This window comes from Pseudomonas sp. GW821-FHT05H12, assembly GCF_059419385.1.
Genome location: NZ_JBWKRS010000019.1, coordinates 72,073 through 90,736, shown reverse-complemented (window position 1 = coordinate 90,736; position 18,664 = coordinate 72,073). Strand labels below are relative to the sequence as shown.

The following is an 18,664-nucleotide window of genomic DNA, read 5'->3' as shown; positions in this document are numbered from 1 at the left end:
GTGCCTGTTAACAGCCACACTCGTTCGGTCATTCTGACCGAATCAGTCGACGTGGCGCGATGCGCCCGTCTTCACTCACTTCACCGATACCGATGAAGCGACCGTTATGATCCTGTACCCGCACCATGCCGAACTTCGGAGCATCCGGGGCACGTACCGGCTGGCCGTTGAGCCAGTAGAACGCGCTGTGCTCCGAGAAGTGCAGCAATGGCCAATCCAGCAAACCGCTGTCCGATGGCATCAGGAAGCGATCAACCGCTTCGTTGCCGCCTTCGGCGTGTACCGCTTCCAACTCTTCCAGCGTGACCGTCTGGGCCAGGGTGAAAGGGCCAGCCTGTGTGCGTCGCAGCTCTGCAACGTACGCACCGCAACCAAGATGTTCACCAATATCTTCCACCAGGGTACGGATATAGGTGCCTTTGCTGCAGTCCACGGCCAGGCGCGCGGTGTCACCTTCACAGGCGAGCAATTCCAAGCGCGCAATAGTAACAGAACGCGCTTCGCGCTCCACTACTTCGCCCGCACGTGCCAGCTTGTAAAGGGGTTGCCCATCACGCTTGAGAGCCGAGTACATCGGCGGTATCTGACTGATTTGCCCACGAAAACCGGGTAACGCAGCCTCGATATCAGAGCGACCAACGGTCACGTCGCGAACCTGCAGCACATCACCCTCGGCATCGGCCGTGGTGGTGGTCTTGCCCAGTTGCATCAGGGTTTCGTAACCCTTGTCGGAATCGAGCAGGTATTGCGAGAACTTGGTGGCCTCGCCAAAGCACAACGGCAACACGCCGGTGGCCAGCGGGTCGAGGCTGCCGGTGTGCCCGGCCTTTTCGGCATTGAGCAGCCAGCGAACCTTCTGCAACGCGGCATTGGAGGTGAAGCCAATGGGCTTGTCGAGCAGAATGATGCCGCTGACGTTGCGACGGATACGTTTGACCTGAGCCACCGCTTACTCCTTGGCGTCTTCAGGTGTGGACGGGTGCTGGCTGTCTTCAGCCACGGCGCGCTCGATCAGTGCCGACAGGTGCGCGCCACGCACGACGCTTTCGTCGTAGTGGAAGTGCAACTGGGGAACACTGCGCAGCTTCATTTCGCGGGCCAACTGCATACGCAGGAAACCTGCGGCGGAGTTGAGCACCTTGATGCTTTGCGCGATTTCTTCGCTGCTGTCCTGGCCCATCACGGTGATGAAGATCTTGGCGTGACCCACGTCACGGCTCACTTCAACGGCGGTAATGGTGACCAGGCCAACACGGGGGTCTTTGACTTCGCGACGGATCAGTTGGGCCAGCTCACGCTGCATCTGATCGCCGATACGCTGGGTACGGCTGTATTCTTTTGCCATGTCTTGTTACCTGTTACTGCCACACGGTGAAACCCGTGAGGTCTGAAAGCGGCAAACGCCCGGCCTGACAAAAGCCAGACCGGGCGTTGCGTTTAGAGTCCGTACGCTGCGCGGGGCATTTGCATGCCCACACGCCGCGTGGCTCCGGAAGTGCGCGAGTTAGAGGCTGCGAGCAACCTGAACCTTCTCGAAGACTTCGATCTTGTCGCCAACCTTGACGTCGTTGTAGCTCTTGACGCCGATACCGCATTCCATGCCGGCACGTACTTCGGAAGCGTCATCCTTGAAGCGGCGCAGGGATTCCAGCTCGCCTTCGAAGATAACGATGTCTTCACGCAGTACACGGATTGGACGGTTACGGTACACGGTGCCTTCAACCACCATGCAACCGGCGATCGCGCCGAATTTCGGCGAGCGGAACACGTCACGAACTTCGGCGATACCCAGGATGTTCTCCCGAACGTCACTGCCAAGCATGCCGGTGAGGGCTTTCTTGACGTCTTCGATGATGTCGTAGATGACGTTGTAGTAACGCATGTCCAGGCCTTCCTGCTCGACGATCTTGCGAGCGCCGGCATCGGCACGCACGTTGAAGCCGAACAGTACAGCGTTGGAAGCCAGTGCCAGGTTGGCGTCGGACTCGGTGATACCACCGACACCGCCACCGACAACGCGCACTTGCACTTCGTCGTTACCCAGGCCGTTCAGGGCGCCGTTCAACGCTTCGAGGGAACCACGTACGTCAGATTTGAGGACGATGTTAAGCGTCTTCTTCTCTTCCTGGCCCATGTTCTCGAAGATGTTTTCCAGCTTGCCGGCGTGAGCACGGGCCAGTTTGACTTCGCGGAACTTGCCTTGACGGAACAGAGCCACTTCACGGGCTTTCTTCTCGTCGGCTACCACGCTCATCTCGTCACCAGCGTCCGGAGTACCGTCCAGGCCGAGGATCTCGACTGGGATAGCAGGACCTGCTTCCTTGATTGGCTTGCCGTTCTCGTCGAGCATGGCACGTACACGGCCGTAGTTCGAACCGACCAGGACCATGTCGCCTTGGCGCAGGGTACCGTCTTGAACCAGGACGGTTGCAACCGGGCCACGGCCCTTGTCGAGGCGCGATTCAACCACGACACCACGGCCAGGAGCCGATGGCGTAGCGGTCAGTTCCAGCACTTCGGCTTGCAACAGAACGGCTTCGAGCAGTTCGTCAACGCCGGTACCCATCTTCGCAGAGACCGGTACGAATGGAGTGTCGCCACCCCACTCTTCAGAAGTCACGCCGTGAACCGACAGTTCGCTACGGATGCGATCGAGATCGGCGCCCGGCTTGTCGATTTTGTTCACTGCAACCACCAGAGGAACGCCAGCCGCCTGAGCGTGCTGAACAGCCTCGATGGTTTGTGGCATTACGCCGTCGTCCGCCGCAACCACCAGGATCACGATGTCGGTCGCCTTGGCACCACGGGCACGCATTGCGGTAAACGCGGCGTGGCCTGGGGTATCGAGGAACGTCACCATGCCACGGTCGGTTTCAACGTGGTATGCGCCGATGTGCTGGGTGATACCACCGGCTTCGCCAGCAGCAACCTTGGCACGACGGATGTAGTCGAGCAGGGAAGTCTTACCGTGGTCAACGTGGCCCATTACGGTCACGACTGGCGCACGGGATACTGCTTCACCTTCAAACTTCAGGGACTCGGCCAGGGAATCTTCCAGGGCGGTGTCGCTGACCAGGGTCACTTTGTGGCCCAGCTCTTCAGCAACCAGTTGAGCAGTTTCCTGATCCAGTACCTGGTTGATGGTGGCCGGAGTACCCAGCTTGAACATGAACTTGATGATTTCAGCAGCCTTGACCGACATCTGCTGAGCGAGGTCGCCAACAGTGATGGTCTCGCCGATCTTCACTTCACGCACGACAGGGCCGGTTGGGCTCTGGAAACCGTGGGCGTTGCGTTTTTTCAGCTTGGCCTTGCCGCGACCACCACGACGGAAGCCATCGCTTTCTTCGTCGGTAGTACGTGGGGCAACGCGGGGAGCAGGCGCTTTCTCTTTCACCGAAGCGCGATGCGGAGCGTTTTTGCGCTCGCCATCGCCACCACCACCGCGACGATTGTTATCGTCAGCACGTGGTTTGTCCGGACGACGAGGTTCGTCACGTTTGCGAGCGTCGGCAGCAGGGGCTGGCGCCGGGGCAACCGGAGCGGCCTCACGCACAGCTTCTACTGGCGCGCTAGGCGCGGCGACCGCTTCAGTGGCAGCAGGTTGCGCAGCAGCAGGCTGGCGACGCGCTTCTTCTTCGGCGCGACGCTTGGCTTCTTCTTCAGCCTTCTGACGAGCAGCATTTTCTACTGCGCGACGTTCTTCCAGTTCGCGTTTGCGCTCGGCTTCGATTTCTTCCGGGCTGCGTTGTACGAAGACTTTCTTCTTGCGTACTTCAACGCTGATGCTCTTGCTACCAGCGACACGCAGGGTGCTGGTGGTTTTGCGCTGCAATGTAATCTTGCGCGGTTCTTCCACTTTCGCCTTGTGGCTGCTCTTCAAGTGAGTCAGCAAAGACTGCTTCTCACTGTCGCTCACACCTTCATCGGCGGCGGTGTGCGGCAGACCTGCCTCACGCATCTGCTGCAACAGGCGCTCTACCGGTGTTTTGACCTCATCGGCCAGTTGTTTCACCGTGACTTGCGTCATGCACTTCTCTCCTCAGGCCGCGCCTAGTTACTCGAACCAATGGGCTCGGGCGGCCATGATCAACTTGCCGGCACGATCATCGTCAATGCCGTCGATGTCGAGCAGATCGTCAATAGACTGCTCGGCCAGGTCTTCGCGGGTAATTACGCCGCGCACCGCCAGTTCCATCGCCAAATCCTTGTCCATACCCTCAAGCGAGAGCAGGTCTTCGGCCGGATGGGCGTCTGCCAGCTTTTCCTCAGTAGCGATGGCTTTAGTCAACAAACGATCCTTGGCCCGAGCGCGAAGCTCGTTGACGATGTCTTCGTCAAAGCCGTCGATGTTGAGCATTTCTTCCAACGGTACGTAGGCAATCTCTTCCAGGCTGGTGAAGCCTTCATCTACCAGCACCTGTGCCAGCTCTTCGTCGACTTCCAGCTCGTCGATGAAGTTGCGCAGGATGTCACCGGTTTCAGCTTGCTGCTTAGCCTGGATGTCCGATTCGGTCATCACGTTCAGGGTCCAGCCGGTCAGTTGGCTGGCCAGACGCACGTTCTGACCACCACGACCAATGGCCTGAGCCAGATTGTCTGCGCCAACGGCGATGTCCATGGCATGGGCATCTTCGTCAACGATAATTGCCGCCACTTCAGCGGGCGACATGGCGTTGATCACGAACTGCGCCGGGTTGTCGTCCCACAGGACGATGTCCACACGCTCACCGCCCAATTCGCCCGACACTGCCTGGACGCGCGAACCGCGCATACCGATGCAGGCGCCTTGCGGGTCGATGCGCTTGTCCTTGGAGCGGACCGCGATCTTGGCGCGCGAACCCGGGTCGCGGGACGCAGCCATGACTTCGATCAGGCCTTCGGCGATTTCCGGCACTTCGATACGGAACAGCTCGATCAGCATTTCCGGCGCGGTACGCGACAGGATCAACTGAGGGCCACGGTTTTCGGTGCGGATTTCCTTGAGCAGCGCACGCAGACGCACGCCGACACGGAAGGTTTCGCGGGAGATGATGTCCTCGCGGGCCAGCAACGCCTCGGCGTTGTTGCCCAGGTCGACGATCACGTTGTCGCGGGTGACTTTTTTCACGGTGCCGGAGATGATTTCACCCAGGCGCTCGCGATAGGCGTCAACGACTTGAGCGCGCTCGGCTTCGCGAACCTTCTGCACGATGACCTGCTTGGCGGTCTGTGCAGCAATACGGCCGAATTCGATCGATTCGATCTTTTCTTCAACGACATCACCGACCTTGGCGCCAGGGTGCGTTTGCGCAACCTTGCTCGGCCAGGTTTCGATGGCCGGATCATCAAGATCGGCTTCTTCGACGACCGTCCAGCGACGGAAAGTCTCATAGGCACCGGTGTGGCGGTTGATTTCCACACGCAGATCAACTTCGTCTTCAAAACGCTTTTTGGTAGCAGTGGCCAGAGCCAGCTCCAGCGCTTCAAAAATCACGTTTGCCGGTACGCCCTTTTCATTGGATACCGACTCAACAACCAGCAGTACTTCTTTGCTCATCGTACGCCTCGCCTTTCGCAAGCCATTGGATCCGCGGGATCCGCGTCTCAGTCAAAACTGGGAATAATGTTGGCCTTGTCGATCATATCGATCGGCAACAGGAACTCATGGTCGTCTACCTGCACCACGACATCCTGTTCTTCTACACCGCGCAGAAGGCCCTGAAAGTTGCGTCGCCCTTCAAAGGGAGATCGCAGCCTGATCTTCACTTGTTCACCGGCAAATTTTGCAAACTGATCAATAGTGAACAGTGGGCGTTCCATGCCTGGCGAGGAAACTTCGAGGGTGTATTCAACGGAAATTGGATCTTCAACATCCAGGACACCGCTGATCTGACGGCTGACAATGGCACAATCGTCCACCAGCACGCCGCCCTCTTTATCGATATAAACGCGCAACATTGAGTGGCGACCTTGAGCCGAAAACTCAATACCCCAGCATTCATAGCCTAGGGCCACGACCACCGGGGCCAACAAGGCCTGCAACTCTTCTAGCTTGCTCGACACCTGAACCCCCTCGTGCATGTATGTGCATGCTGTGCAAAATAAAAAAATGGGCGAAACGCCCATCCTTGAAACGCCGTCGAACAGCGGCGTTGAAAGTGTCCAGCTAACAAAAAGCCCCTTAAAAGGGGCTCCGCTAAAACTGGTTGCGGGGGCCGGATTTGAACCGACGACCTTCGGGTTATGAGCCCGACGAGCTACCAGACTGCTCCACCCCGCGACAAAGCTGGGGCGGAAGTATACGACCGATCCCTTACAGGGTCAATGTAACCTTCCACCTACAAGAAAGCCCGCAACTGCGGGCTCTCCTGATAATTGGTACCGAGAAGGGGACTCGAACCCCTACACCCTATGGGCACAACCACCTCAAGGTTGCGTGTCTACCAATTCCACCACCTCGGCAATACAGCGCTTACAACCCTTCTTACTTTTGCTCTTGAGCTGGAGGTACGTCAGTCGCTGGAGTAGCCGACTTTTGCTCTTGAAGCACCGGGACATCATCAGAAGCCGGTTTTGCTTTTGGTACTTCCAACACTGCTGGGTTTGGCAAACCTACTTGAGTCAGCACATGAGCTTTCTCTTTAGCAAAGTAACCTAACCCTAAGCTGGTTATGAAGAAACCTGCGGCAAGTATAGCAGTAAACTTACTAAGAAAGGTAGAGGAACCTTGGCTTCCGAACACAGTATTTGAAGCACCTGCACCGAAAGACGCACCAGCATCCGCACCTTTACCCTGTTGCAACAAAACCAGGGCGACTACGCCCAGGGCAGCCAACAGATGAAAAACGACTACGACTGTTTCCAGCATTTTTTCAGTTTCCCGCGGCGCGACAGATCGCACCGAACTCATCTGCATTCAGGGAAGCTCCACCAATGAGCCCCCCATCGATATCCGGCATGCCGAACAGTTCGACCGCATTGGCCGCCTTCACGCTGCCGCCGTATAGAAGCCGCACACCTTGTGCGACCTCAGAATTCTCTGCCGCCAACTGTGCGCGGATGGCTGCGTGCACATCCTGCGCCTGTTGCGGTGTAGCAGTCAGCCCGGTACCAATGGCCCAGACCGGCTCGTAAGCGATTACTGCCTTTGCAAACGCACCGACACCCAGCTCCTCGATGATGCTGCCCAGCTGACGCGAGACAACTTCAAGAGTCTTGCCCGATTCGCGCTCTGCAAGGGTCTCCCCTACGCACAACACTGGAATCAAGCCACAAGCCTGTGCCGCTGCGAACTTGCGATTGAGTGTCCCATCACGCTCGCCCATCATCTGACGGCGCTCGGAGTGCCCAACGAGCACATAGGAACAACCCGCATCAACCAGCTGACTCGGCGAAATTTCACCAGTCAACGCACCTTGCATCGGCTCCACCGCAGAGTTCTGCGCGCCGACCTGGATCGACTTGCCTTTCAAGCCATCAACCACTTGGTTGATATGCAAGCAAGGTGGAAAAACCGCGACATCAACACCGCTTGGCAAGGCCAAGTGACGAAGGCCGTTGATCAGCTCAGCGACACTGGCGCGGGTACCGTGCATCTTCCAGTTACCAGCTACCATAGTGCGACGCATGCTGTACCTCGTCGGTCAAAGTGGGCGCAGATGTTACCCAACCACATCATCACTGGCAAGCCGAATTCAGGCGCAAACTTCAGTTACCAGTTTTGCCAGGTCTTCGGCATGGCCGCGAACCTGTATTTCGTCATCACCTTCGACCATGACACGCACCAAGGGCTCTGTGCCGGACTTGCGCAGCAGCACCCGCCCACGCCCCGCCATTGCCAGGGTCACGCGCTCGCAGGCCTCTTTGACAGCCGGATGCTCGATCGGATTTTCACCGCCCGCAAAGCGCACATTGAGCAGCACTTGAGGACACTTGCGCAGCGCCTGACGGGCCTGGGCAAGGCTTTCTTCACGACGACGCAAGGACAACAGCACCTGCAGCGCGGCAATAATGGCATCGCCCGTCGTGGTGTGATGGAAGCACACGACGTGCCCGGAGTTTTCACCCCCCACCTGCCAGTTGCGCTCCAACAGTTCTGCGATCACATAACGGTCGCCCACATTCGCGCGAACGAAAGGAATACCTAAATCCGCCAGGGCCAGTTCCAGCCCAAGATTGCTCATCAGCGTACCCACGACACCGCCTTGCAGCTTGCCACGCTCATGCAGGTCGCGGGCAATGATGAACAACAGCTCATCACCATCGACCACAGCACCGGTGTGATCAACCATCAGCACGCGATCGCCATCACCATCGAAGGCAATACCAAGGTCCGCATGCTCAGCCAGCACGGCCGCCTGCAGTTGCTCTGTATGGGTGGAGCCACAGTTTTCGTTGATGTTCAAACCATTCGGCTGAGCCGACAGCACCGTCACATCGGCGCCCAGCTCCTTGAACACACTCGGCGCAACCTTGTAGGTGGCGCCGTGAGCGCAATCGACAACAATTTTCAGACCGGCAAAATTGGTGCTGGTCGGCACGCTGCTCTTGCAGAACTCGATGTAGCGGCCGGAAGCGTCATTGATGCGCGACACCTTGCCCAGCTTGCTGGAGTCCACCACCGTCATTGGCGCATCCAGCAACTCTTCGATCATCAACTCGATCTCGTCCGGCAGCTTGGTGCCCTGGCCCGAGAAGAACTTGATGCCATTGTCATCATGAGGGTTGTGCGAGGCGCTGATCACGATACCGGCTTCAGCGTGAAAGGTACGCGTCAGGTAAGCGATCGCCGGCGTTGGCATTGGGCCAAGCAGCATTACATCAGCACCGGCGGCGGACAAACCGGCCTCCAGCGCAGATTCAAACATGTACCCCGAAATACGGGTGTCCTTGCCCACCAGGATACGGCATGCGCCCATGCTGCGGAACGCCATGCCTGCCGCCCAACCCAGCTTGAGCATGAAATCTGGAGTAATAGGAAACTCGCCGACCCGACCACGGATACCGTCGGTGCCAAAGTATTTTTTAGTCATAAGTGCTCCATCATTCTTATTCGGCTGATTCTACAGCGGCAATCATACGCACCACGTCCACAGTCTCCGCGACATCATGCACACGCAAGATACGCGCGCCCTTGGTCACCGCCAGCGCCGCCAGCGCAAGGCCGCCATACAGTCGCTCACCCACCGGACGGTTCAAGGCCAGCCCTATCATGCTCTTGCGCGAAACACCGACCAACAAGGGCCGACCAAGGGCATGCAAGGAATCCATATGCTTGAACAGGCTTAAATTGTGTTGCAGGGTCTTGGCGAAACCAAATCCCGGATCAAGGATGATCTTTTCCGCAGGAATTCCGACCGCAGCGCACTGCTCGACCCGCTCCGCGAGAAAGCCACTCACCTCACCCACAAGGTCATCATAGTGCGGGCTGTCTTGCATATTTCCGGGCTCGCCCAGCATGTGCATCAGGCATACCGGCAACCCGGTCGCCGCAGCTGCATCCAAGGCACCCTCGCGCTGGAGGGAACGCACATCATTGATCAACCCGGCACCCAGGCGCGCAGCCTCGCGCATTACGGCTGGTGTTGAAGTATCAACCGAAATGATCACGTCCAGCTCGCGAGCAATGCGCTCGACGATAGGCGCCACCCGCTCCAGCTCCTCCAAAGGAGAGACCACGCGGGCGCCGGGACGAGTCGACTCACCACCGACATCGATCAATGTCGCGCCAGCCGCCACCATCGCCTCGGCATGACGCAACGCTGCATCAAGCTGGCTGAAACGGCCGCCATCGGAAAAGGAATCGGGGGTTACATTAAGAATGCCCATGACATGCGTATGGGCCAAATCAAGAACCCGATTGCCGCAAGGCAACCGGGTGGAGGACAACACAGAAGTCATTTCAAGCCTTAGTGGTCAGCTGCCGGGCCGCCGATCGGGTTTTCAGGGCGTTCGTTCTGAACCACTGGCGGGGTGCCAGAAGTGCCCGAACCGCCTTCCCAATCGCGAGGCTCACGAGGTGCGCGCCCCGCCATGATGTCGTCGATCTGATCGGCATCAATGGTCTCGTACTTCATCAGCGCATCCGCCATGGCATCCAGCTTGTCGCGGTTGTCAGTCAGGATCTGCTTGGCCGTGCCGTAGCACTGGTCAATGATGCTGCGTACTTCGGAGTCAATCAGCTTGGCTGTCTCGCCGGAGAAACTGGCGTTTTGACCGCCACCACCCCGGCCCAGGAACACTTCGCCTTCTTCTTCGGCGTACATCAATGGGCCTAGTTTTTCCGACAGGCCCCACTTGGTGACCATGTTCCGAGCAATCTGGCTGGCACGCATGATGTCGTTGGAAGCGCCGGTAGTGACACCGTCGAAGCCCAGGGTCATCTCTTCTGCAATACGACCACCGTACAGCGAGCAGATCTGGCTGATCAGCGCCCGCTTGGAGAGGCTGTAGCGATCCTCTTCCGGCAGAAACATGGTGACACCCAGTGCCCGACCACGAGGAATGATCGACACTTTGTAGACCGGGTCATGCTCAGGCACGACGCGACCGACAATGGCGTGACCGGCTTCGTGGTAAGCCGTGTTCTGCTTTTCTTTCTCGGACATGACCATGGACTTGCGCTCGGCGCCCATCATGATCTTGTCTTTCGCCAGTTCGAACTCTTTCATCTCGACGATACGCTTGCCGGTACGGGCAGCGAACAACGAAGCCTCGTTGACCAGGTTGGCCAGGTCGGCACCGGAGAAGCCCGGAGTACCCCGTGCGATCACGGCCGGAGCCACGTCATCACCCATCGGCACTTTGCGCATGTGTACTTTCAGGATCTGCTCACGACCACGGATGTCCGGCAAGCCCACCACAACCTGACGGTCGAAGCGGCCTGGACGCAGCAACGCAGGGTCCAATACGTCCGGACGGTTGGTTGCAGCGATGACGATGATGCCGTCATTCATTTCAAAGCCGTCCATCTCAACCAGCAACTGGTTAAGGGTTTGCTCACGCTCGTCATGACCGCCGCCCATGCCGGCGCCACGATGGCGACCAACGGCGTCGATTTCATCGATGAAGATGATGCACGGCGCGTGTTTCTTGGCCTGCTCGAACATGTCGCGAACGCGGCTTGCACCGACACCCACGAACATCTCGACGAAGTCAGAACCGGAAATGGTGAAGAAAGGCACCTTGGCCTCGCCCGCAATGGCCTTGGCCAGCAGGGTCTTACCGGTACCTGGCGGGCCCACCATCAGCACACCGCGAGGAATACGGCCGCCCAGACGCTGGAATTTGCCCGGATCACGCAGGAACTCAACCAGTTCGCCGACTTCTTCCTTGGCTTCATCGCAACCTGCGACGTCAGCCAGAGTGGTCTTCACCTGGTCTTCGGACAGCAGGCGCGCCTTGCTCTTGCCGAAGCTCATCGGCCCGCCCTTGCCCCCCGCGCCACCTTGCATCTGGCGCATGAAGAACATGAACACGGCGATGATCACCAGGATCGGGAAGCTGGCTACCAGCAATTGGGTCCAGATGCTTTGCTGCTCAGGCTGCTTGCCTTCGACAACCACGTGGTTATCCACCAGGTCGCCGATCAGACCGTTGTCCTGAATGGCCGGACGAATGGTCTTGAAGCTGTCGCCATCGTTGCGCTTGCCGGTGATCACGTAGCCATCAACCGCTACGCGCTCGACCTTGCCATCCTTAACTTGCTGGATGAAGTCGGAATAGTTGAGGGTCTGCGGCTCGTTAGGGCTGGAGAAGTTGTTCATCACCGTCACCAGGACAGCCGCGATGATCAACCACAGGATCAGATTCTTTGCCATATCGTTCAATTAACTACCCTCTGAAGCAAGCTCCGCTACTGGCGCGCGCTTCGCATGATATTCACCGGCCTAACTTACTACATTACCTACAACTCTGGCAGGCGCCGTCTGTAACCCTTTGTGAAACTTTGACTACACAATATTCGTAAAGCTTCGTGACGAAAGCGATATAAAAAAACCTATCGACTCCCTTCAAACCTTTAAAGACGCTCATCGCTGGCGGCGCCTTCAATGCCACGGAACCCCCGCGCCAATAGGTATTGCTCGCGAGACCGGTCCCGGGAAGAGTCCGGCTTGCGCATCTGTACCTTGTCAAACAGCTTGCGGATGTTCTTGTGGTACTCGTCGAAGCCTTCACCCTGGAAGACCTTGACCAGAAAATCACCACCCGGGCGCAATACCCGCCCGGCCAGATCCAGTGCCAACTCGCACAGGAACATGGCTCGCGGCATATCAACAGCCGGTAATCCACTCATATTGGGGGCCATGTCGGAAATCACAAGGTCTACCTGCGAATTTCCCACAGCTTCCAGGATCTCGGCCAATACGGCGTCCTGGGTAAAGTCGCCATGCACGAAGGTCACGTCAGGGATGCTGTCCATCTCAAGGATGTCGGACGCAATCAACCGGCCTTGCCCACCAATCAGACGACTGGCCACCTGGGACCAGCCACCCGGGGCGGCGCCCAGGTCGATCACGCTCATGCCGGGGCGAAACAATTTGTCCTTGTCCTGGAGCTCCAACAGCTTGTAGCTGGCCCGGGAACGGTAACCGTCCTTCTGCGCCTTTTTGACGTAAGGATCGTTGAAATGCTCTTGCAGCCACTTAAGGCTAGTTTTGGAACGGGCCACGGGCCACCTCGAAAATAAAACGGGTCGTGATTAACTGGGCGGTCCCGGACTCCCTCGGGTAAACTGGCCGCCGCTTTTTACAAGATCAGACGCAGGGGTCAGATTATGCCGCTCACTCAAGAGCAGAAGAAACAGTACAAATCCATTGGCCACCATCTGAAACCAGTTCTGATTGTGGCAGACAACGGTTTGACTGAGGGTGTGTTAGCCGAATTCGAACGCGCGCTGAACGATCACGAACTGATCAAGATCAAGGTCAACATCCTCGACCGCGAGGCGCGCCTGGCTGCCATTGCAGAACTGTGCAAGGTTGGCAAAGCGGACCTGGTTCAGGTCATCGGCAAGATGGCGCTGCTGTATCGCAAGAACTTCAGCGTCAACAAGCAACTGTCGAACGTTCATCGCTTCAAATGATTCAAAGGGTCACGGGCGTGCTTCGCGCGCCCCGCCACTCCACCCGGGCGCCGGCTGTATAACCAGCACCAGGCCGGAAAACCCTAGCACAAGATAGCTGAATAGCTGCCAGCGCAACGCTTCCGGCAACCATACATGCACCGCGCAAAACATTGCACATGCATACAGCGCCATCAACAGCAGTTGGCCGCGAATATCCCGCCACAAACTCCCCAGGCCTTCAGCCTTGATCAGCACCAGCGCCTGAAGAATCACGCACGCCGCCGCAAAACCCACCAGCAGCGCACTCAGTAGTCCGTCGATCTCATCGATCAGCAACGGCGCCAGGCCAATCAGGCCCAACGCCGGTAAAACACCAATATGCAGCAGCCATAGGCCACCCACCCAAAGCATCTGGGCGAGTTGCCACAGCATAGCGCCCGCACGAAGCGGGCGCCGCCTTTCAGACGTGACGAACTTCAACAATCTCGTACTCGGTCACGCCGCCAGGCGTCTTGACGGTCACCACATCACCCTCTTCCTTGGCAATCAAGGCGCGGGCCAGTGGCGAACCGACGGAGATTTTGCCGAGTTTAAAGTCAGCTTCGTCTTCGCCCACGATGTGGTAAACCACGCTTTCGTCAGTTTCAACGTTGGCGATTTCCACGGTCGTACCGAAAATCACCTTACCGGTCTTCGGAATCGTCGTCACGTCGATGACCACCGAGTTCTGCAGACGGCCTTCGATGTCACGGATACGCGCTTCGACCATACCTTGCTGCTCGCGAGCAGCGTGGTATTCGGCGTTTTCCTTGAGGTCACCCAGCTCGCGGGCCGTACCGATGTCCTGGCTCAACTTTGGACGTACGACCTTGGTCAGATGGGCGTGCTCCTCTTCCAGGGCCTTGAAGCCCTGGACGGTCATTGGGTATTTGGTCATGCCTTCAATCCTGCGTGTAGATCCTGCAAGCGGCGCACGGTCTTTTCCGGACCGAACTTGAGCGCTTCGCAGATGGCTTCGCCAGCAGCAATGGTGGTGGTGCAGTAGATCTTGTGCTGCAAGGCGTTACGACGGATGGAGTAAGAGTCCGCGATCGACTGACGACCTTCGGTGGTGTTGATGATCAGGGTGACTTCGTCATTCTTGATCATGTCGACCACGTGCGGACGGCCTTCCGTCACCTTGTTCACGCGACGCACTTTCAGGCCGGCAGCCTCGATCAGCTTGGCGGTCCCGGCGGTGGCCACGACTTCGAAGCCCAAGTTGATCAGATCACGGGCCACACCTGCAACCAGCGGCTTGTCGTCGTCACGCACGCTGATGAAGGCCGTGCCGCCGGTCGGCAGCACTTCGCTGGCGCCCATCTGGGCCTTGGCGAATGCTTCACCGAAGGTGTCGCCCACACCCATCACTTCACCGGTGGACTTCATCTCTGGGCCCAGGATCGGGTCCACACCCGGGAATTTGGCGAATGGGAACACCGCCTCTTTCACGCTGTAGAAGTTAGGAATGATTTCCTTGGTGAAGCCGATTTCCTTCAGGGTCTTACCGGCCATCACGCGAGCAGCGATCATGGCCAGGGACACACCGATGCACTTGGAAACAAATGGCACGGTACGCGAAGCACGCGGGTTCACTTCGATGACGTAGATGTCTTCGCCTTGCAGCGCCAACTGTACGTTCATCAGGCCGACCACGCCCAATTCCAGGGCCATTTTCTTGACCTGGTCGCGCATCACGTCCTGGATGTGCGCCGGCAGCGAGTACGGTGGCAGCGAGCATGCGGAGTCACCGGAGTGAACACCCGCCTGTTCGATATGCTGCATGATCGCGCCGATCACCACGTCGGTGCCGTCACAAACTGCGTCCACGTCCATCTCGATGGCGCAGTTGAGGAAGTGATCCAGCAGCACCGGGCTGTCGTTGGACACTTTCACCGCGTCGCGCAGGTAACGCTTGAGCTCTTCTTCTTCGTAGACGATTTCCATCGCACGACCGCCCAGTACGTAGGACGGACGCACCACCAGCGGGTAGCCGATCTTGCTGGCTGCACGGATGGCTTCGTCTTCGCTGCGCACGGTGGCGTTTGGCGGCTGACGCAGGTTCAGGCGCTCAACCATCTGCTGGAAGCGCTCACGGTCTTCGGCACGGTCGATGGCGTCAGGGCTGGTGCCGATGATCGGCACGCCAGCGGCTTCCAGGGCACGAGCCAGTTTCAGTGGAGTTTGGCCGCCGTACTGGACGATCACGCCTTTTGGCTTCTCGACGCGCACGATTTCCAGTACGTCTTCCAGGGTTACTGGCTCGAAGTACAGGCGATCGGAGGTGTCGTAGTCGGTGGAAACGGTTTCCGGGTTGCAGTTGACCATGATGGTCTCGTACCCGTCTTCGCGCAGTGCGAGGGCGGCGTGTACGCAGCAGTAGTCAAACTCGATACCTTGGCCGATACGGTTAGGACCGCCGCCCAGGATCATGATCTTGTCGCGACCCGACGGCGCTGCTTCGCACTCTTCCTCGTAGGTGGAGTACAGGTAGGCGGTGTCGGTGGAGAACTCGGCGGCGCAGGTGTCAACGCGCTTGTAGACCGGGAAGATCTCCAGCTTGTGGCGATGGGTACGCAGGTTCTTCTCGGTCACACCCAGCAACTTGGCCAGACGCTGGTCAGAGAAGCCCTTGCGCTTGAGGCGGAACATCATGTCGCGGTCGATGCTGGCCAGACCCAGGGTCTTGACCTTCTCTTCTTCCTTGATCAGATCTTCGATCTGCACCAGGAACCAAGGGTCGATCATGTTCATGCCGAAGATGTCTTCGACGGTCATGCCCGCACGGAAGGCGTCTGCGACGTACCAGATACGCTCGGCGCCCGGCACAGTCAGTTCGCGCTTGAGCACGCTCATGCTTTCCGGGTTGGCCAGGTCGAGTTTCTCGTCCAGGCCGCAAACGCCCACTTCCAGGCCACGCAGGGCTTTCTGCAGGGATTCCTGGAAGGTACGGCCGATGGCCATGACTTCACCCACCGACTTCATCTGAGTGGTCAGGCGGGCGTCAGCCTTGGCGAATTTCTCGAAGGCAAAACGTGGCAGCTTGGTGACGACGTAGTCGATGGACGGTTCGAAGGACGCCGGGGTCTTGCCACCGGTGATGTCGTTCGACAGCTCGTCCAGGGTGTAACCCACCGCCAGCTTGGCTGCGACCTTGGCGATCGGGAAACCGGTGGCTTTCGAAGCCAGGGCCGACGAACGGGAAACCCGTGGGTTCATCTCGATCACGACCATACGGCCGGTGTTCGGGCAAATACCGAACTGGACGTTGGAACCGCCGGTTTCCACGCCGATCTCGCGCAGTACCGCCAGGGAGGCGTTACGCAGGATCTGGTATTCCTTGTCAGTCAGGGTCTGCGCTGGAGCCACGGTGATGGAGTCACCGGTGTGCACACCCATCGGGTCGAAGTTTTCGATGGAGCAGACGATGATGCAGTTGTCCTTCTTATCGCGGACAACCTCCATCTCGTACTCTTTCCAGCCGATCAGGGATTCGTCGATCAGCAGCTCTTTGGTCGGCGACAGGTCCAGGCCACGGGCGCAGATTTCTTCGAACTCTTCACGGTTGTAAGCGATACCGCCACCGGTGCCGCCCATGGTGAAGGACGGACGGATAATGCACGGGAAGCCCAGGGTCTCGAGGACCGCGTTGGCTTCTTCCATGCTGTGGGCGATACCGGAACGCGGGCACGCCAGGCCGATGGACTTCATGGCCTTGTCGAAACGCGAACGGTCTTCAGCCTTGTCGATGGTGTCGGCGTTGGCACCGATCATCTCTACGCCGAACTTTTCCAGGACGCCTTCGCGCTCCAGGTCCAGGGCGCAGTTCAGTGCAGTCTGGCCACCCATGGTTGGCAGCAGTGCGTCCGGACGTTCTTTCTCGATGATCTTGGCAACGGTCTGCCACTTGATCGGCTCGATGTAGGTGGCGTCGGCCATGGCCGGGTCGGTCATGATGGTGGCCGGGTTGGAGTTCACCAGGATGACGCGGTAGCCCTCTTCGCGCAGGGCTTTACAGGCCTGGGCGCCGGAGTAGTCGAATTCGCAGGCCTGGCCGATCACGATCGGGCCAGCGCCGAGAATCAGGATGCTTTTTATGTCTGTACGTTTTGGCATGGGTTTGTCACTCAAATCCGCAGGTCAGTCGGCAAGCCGTCTTGAACAATCTTTGAAGAGCCTGCGGGGGCCACCGATGCTCGGGGCCGCCCGCAGACCACTCACTCAGCGTCGCTTGGCCATCTCATTGATGAAACGGTCGAACAGCGGCGCTACGTCGTTCGGGCCCGGGCTTGCTTCAGGGTGGCCCTGGAAGCTGAACGCGCTCTTGTCGGTGCGCTCGATGCCTTGCAGGGAGCCGTCGAACAGCGACTTGTGAATCGCACGGACGTTGCTCGGCAAGGTGGCTTCATCTACCGCAAAACCGTGGTTCTGGCTGGTGATCATCACAACGCCGGTATCCAGGTCCTGCACAGGGTGGTTGGCACCGTGGTGGCCGTGGCCCATTTTCAGGGTCTTGGCGCCGGAAGCCAGGGCCAGCAGTTGGTGACCGAGGCAGATGCCGAATACCGGAATCTCGGTTTCCAGTACGTCCTTGATGGCCTGGATGGCGTAGTCGCATGGCTCAGGATCGCCTGGGCCGTTAGACAGGAACACGCCGTCTGGCTGCAGGGCGAGCACGTCGCTGGCTGGGGTCTGCGCCGGCACTACGGTCACGCGGCAACCGCGCTCGACCAGCATGCGCAGGATGTTGTACTTGACGCCGTAGTCGTAGGCCACCACGTGGTAAGGCAGGTCTGCGGCTTCGATGGTCGCGTGGCTGTCGGTTTTCAAGTCCCAGACAGTGGAGCGCCACTCATACTTCTCTTTAACGCTGACAACTTTCGCCAGGTCCATGCCTTTCAGGCCAGGGAAACCTTGCGCTGCGGCGATCGCCGCCTCTTCGGAGATATTGTCACCGACCATGATGCAGCCGTTCTGCGAACCTTTTTCACGCAGGATGCGCGTGAGGCGGCGCGTATCGATACCAGCGATCGCCACAACGTTGTTGGCTTTCAGGTAATCGGACAGCGACATCGTGTTACGCCAGTTGCTCGCAACCAGTGGCAGGTCACGAATCACCAGACCGGCCGACCAGACACGATCAGACTCGACGTCTTCCGGTGTAGTACCGGTGTTGCCGATGTGCGGATAGGTCAGGGTAACGATCTGCTGGGCGTAGGAAGGATCGGTAAGGATTTCCTGATAGCCGGTCATGGCAGTGTTAAACACTACCTCTCCAACGGTTTGACCGTCGGCTCCAATGGCTTCGCCGCGAAAAATGCTGCCATCAGCAAGGGCGAGTATGGCTGGCTTAGTCAAGAAGACCTCCCGTAAATAAAGCCTGAAAGGGCGATCGCAGGTTGTAAAAAAGCGGAGTGACGTATGGACACGTCACCCCGCTTGTTCACTGAATTATTCTGCGCGCTTTTAGTGGACACACTAAAGCTGTAGCTTACAGAAAAAGGCTTTTTTGGTCCACCGCTAATGAGCCTTAAAGGCAGGGGAATGCGACAGGACGTCGCTTAGCGGGTAAAAACG

At 58.4% G+C, this 18,664-nt stretch carries 16 protein-coding genes and 2 tRNA genes; 1 reads left to right on the top strand and 17 read right to left on the bottom strand.

Annotation, left to right across the window (positions count from 1 at the left end):
* Nucleotides 1-28: 28 nt before the first annotated feature.
* From truB to rlmE, 13 genes are all read right to left on the bottom strand, one after another.
* Nucleotides 29-946 (bottom strand): tRNA pseudouridine(55) synthase TruB, encoded by a 918-nt coding sequence (truB, locus tag AC07SU_RS18165; protein WP_176998421.1) that lies wholly within the window; start codon nt 944-946, stop codon nt 29-31.
* Between the two features lie 3 nt (nt 947-949).
* The gene (rbfA, locus tag AC07SU_RS18160) at nt 950-1,345 is read right to left on the bottom strand and encodes a 30S ribosome-binding factor RbfA (protein WP_016973761.1); all 396 of its coding nucleotides are present in this window, start codon (nt 1,343-1,345) and stop codon (nt 950-952) included.
* 159 nt (nt 1,346-1,504) lie between these two features.
* The gene (gene infB / locus AC07SU_RS18155; RefSeq protein WP_176998422.1) at nt 1,505-4,030 is read right to left on the bottom strand and encodes a translation initiation factor IF-2; all 2,526 of its coding nucleotides are present in this window, start codon (nt 4,028-4,030) and stop codon (nt 1,505-1,507) included.
* A 27-nt stretch (nt 4,031-4,057) separates the two neighbouring features.
* A complete protein-coding gene (nusA, locus tag AC07SU_RS18150) occupies nt 4,058-5,539 on the bottom strand; it encodes a transcription termination factor NusA (RefSeq protein WP_176998423.1) in 1,482 nt (493 codons plus the stop codon).
* A gap of 47 nt (nt 5,540-5,586) precedes the next feature.
* A complete protein-coding gene (gene rimP, locus AC07SU_RS18145) occupies nt 5,587-6,045 on the bottom strand; it encodes a ribosome maturation factor RimP (protein WP_176998424.1) in 459 nt (152 codons plus the stop codon).
* A gap of 140 nt (nt 6,046-6,185) precedes the next feature.
* Nucleotides 6,186-6,262: transfer RNA gene (locus AC07SU_RS18140), tRNA-Met, on the bottom strand.
* A 96-nt stretch (nt 6,263-6,358) separates the two neighbouring features.
* Nucleotides 6,359-6,444, bottom strand: a tRNA-Leu gene (locus AC07SU_RS18135).
* 22 nt (nt 6,445-6,466) lie between these two features.
* Nucleotides 6,467-6,850: a preprotein translocase subunit SecG gene (gene secG / locus AC07SU_RS18130; protein ID WP_010206600.1), complete on the bottom strand. Its 384-nt coding sequence runs from the start codon at nt 6,848-6,850 to the stop codon at nt 6,467-6,469.
* Nucleotides 6,851-6,854: 4 nt separating this feature from the next.
* On the bottom strand, nt 6,855-7,610 hold the full coding sequence (gene tpiA, locus AC07SU_RS18125; RefSeq protein WP_016973764.1) for a triose-phosphate isomerase: 756 nt from the start codon (nt 7,608-7,610) through the stop codon (nt 6,855-6,857).
* 66 nt (nt 7,611-7,676) lie between these two features.
* Entirely contained in the window at nt 7,677-9,014 is a 1,338-nt protein-coding gene (gene glmM, locus AC07SU_RS18120) for a phosphoglucosamine mutase (protein WP_176998425.1), read from the bottom strand.
* 16 nt (nt 9,015-9,030) lie between these two features.
* Nucleotides 9,031-9,882: a dihydropteroate synthase gene (folP, locus tag AC07SU_RS18115; protein WP_176998426.1), complete on the bottom strand. Its 852-nt coding sequence runs from the start codon at nt 9,880-9,882 to the stop codon at nt 9,031-9,033.
* 8 nt (nt 9,883-9,890) lie between these two features.
* Complete coding sequence (ftsH, locus tag AC07SU_RS18110; protein ID WP_176998427.1) at nt 9,891-11,801, bottom strand: ATP-dependent zinc metalloprotease FtsH; 1,911 nt, start codon at nt 11,799-11,801, stop codon at nt 9,891-9,893.
* Nucleotides 11,802-12,001: 200 nt separating this feature from the next.
* Nucleotides 12,002-12,652: a 23S rRNA (uridine(2552)-2'-O)-methyltransferase RlmE gene (gene rlmE / locus AC07SU_RS18105; protein ID WP_010206606.1), complete on the bottom strand. Its 651-nt coding sequence runs from the start codon at nt 12,650-12,652 to the stop codon at nt 12,002-12,004.
* A 105-nt stretch (nt 12,653-12,757) separates the two neighbouring features.
* Here rlmE and AC07SU_RS18100 point away from each other — a divergent pair, with 105 nt between their 5' ends.
* A complete protein-coding gene (locus AC07SU_RS18100; protein WP_010206607.1) occupies nt 12,758-13,066 on the top strand; it encodes a YhbY family RNA-binding protein in 309 nt (102 codons plus the stop codon).
* A 9-nt stretch (nt 13,067-13,075) separates the two neighbouring features.
* Here AC07SU_RS18100 and AC07SU_RS18095 read toward each other — a convergent pair whose 3' ends face one another.
* From AC07SU_RS18095 to carA, 4 genes are all read right to left on the bottom strand, one after another.
* The gene (locus AC07SU_RS18095) at nt 13,076-13,480 is read right to left on the bottom strand and encodes an MFS transporter (protein ID WP_178919543.1); all 405 of its coding nucleotides are present in this window, start codon (nt 13,478-13,480) and stop codon (nt 13,076-13,078) included.
* Nucleotides 13,481-13,508: 28 nt separating this feature from the next.
* A complete protein-coding gene (gene greA, locus AC07SU_RS18090) occupies nt 13,509-13,985 on the bottom strand; it encodes a transcription elongation factor GreA (RefSeq protein ID WP_017139258.1) in 477 nt (158 codons plus the stop codon).
* Complete coding sequence (gene carB / locus AC07SU_RS18085) at nt 13,982-17,203, bottom strand: carbamoyl-phosphate synthase large subunit (protein ID WP_176998429.1); 3,222 nt, start codon at nt 17,201-17,203, stop codon at nt 13,982-13,984. The genes greA and carB overlap by 4 nt, the downstream gene beginning before the upstream one ends.
* Nucleotides 17,204-17,308: 105 nt before the next feature.
* Nucleotides 17,309-18,445: a glutamine-hydrolyzing carbamoyl-phosphate synthase small subunit gene (gene carA / locus AC07SU_RS18080; protein WP_038843802.1), complete on the bottom strand. Its 1,137-nt coding sequence runs from the start codon at nt 18,443-18,445 to the stop codon at nt 17,309-17,311.
* Nucleotides 18,446-18,664: the final 219 nt, after the last annotated feature.

Bases quoted from the DNA above. Each gene is read 5' to 3' on its own strand.
- rbfA (WP_016973761.1), bottom strand. From the start codon at position 1,345: ATGGCAAAAGAATACAGCCGTACCCAGCGTATCGGCGATCAGATGCAG.
- infB (WP_176998422.1), bottom strand. From the start codon at position 4,030: ATGACGCAAGTCACGGTGAAACAACTGGCCGATGAGGTCAAAACACCG.
- nusA (WP_176998423.1), bottom strand. From the start codon at position 5,539: ATGAGCAAAGAAGTACTGCTGGTTGTTGAGTCGGTATCCAATGAAAAG.
- secG (WP_010206600.1), bottom strand. From the start codon at position 6,850: ATGCTGGAAACAGTCGTAGTCGTTTTTCATCTGTTGGCTGCCCTGGGC.
- tpiA (WP_016973764.1), bottom strand. From the start codon at position 7,610: ATGCGTCGCACTATGGTAGCTGGTAACTGGAAGATGCACGGTACCCGC.
- glmM (WP_176998425.1), bottom strand. From the start codon at position 9,014: ATGACTAAAAAATACTTTGGCACCGACGGTATCCGTGGTCGGGTCGGC.
- folP (WP_176998426.1), bottom strand. From the start codon at position 9,882: ATGACTTCTGTGTTGTCCTCCACCCGGTTGCCTTGCGGCAATCGGGTT.
- ftsH (WP_176998427.1), bottom strand. From the start codon at position 11,801: ATGGCAAAGAATCTGATCCTGTGGTTGATCATCGCGGCTGTCCTGGTG.
- AC07SU_RS18100 (WP_010206607.1), top strand. From the start codon at position 12,758: ATGCCGCTCACTCAAGAGCAGAAGAAACAGTACAAATCCATTGGCCAC.
- AC07SU_RS18095 (WP_178919543.1), bottom strand. From the start codon at position 13,480: ATGCTGTGGCAACTCGCCCAGATGCTTTGGGTGGGTGGCCTATGGCTG.
- greA (WP_017139258.1), bottom strand. From the start codon at position 13,985: ATGACCAAATACCCAATGACCGTCCAGGGCTTCAAGGCCCTGGAAGAG.
- carB (WP_176998429.1), bottom strand. From the start codon at position 17,203: ATGCCAAAACGTACAGACATAAAAAGCATCCTGATTCTCGGCGCTGGC.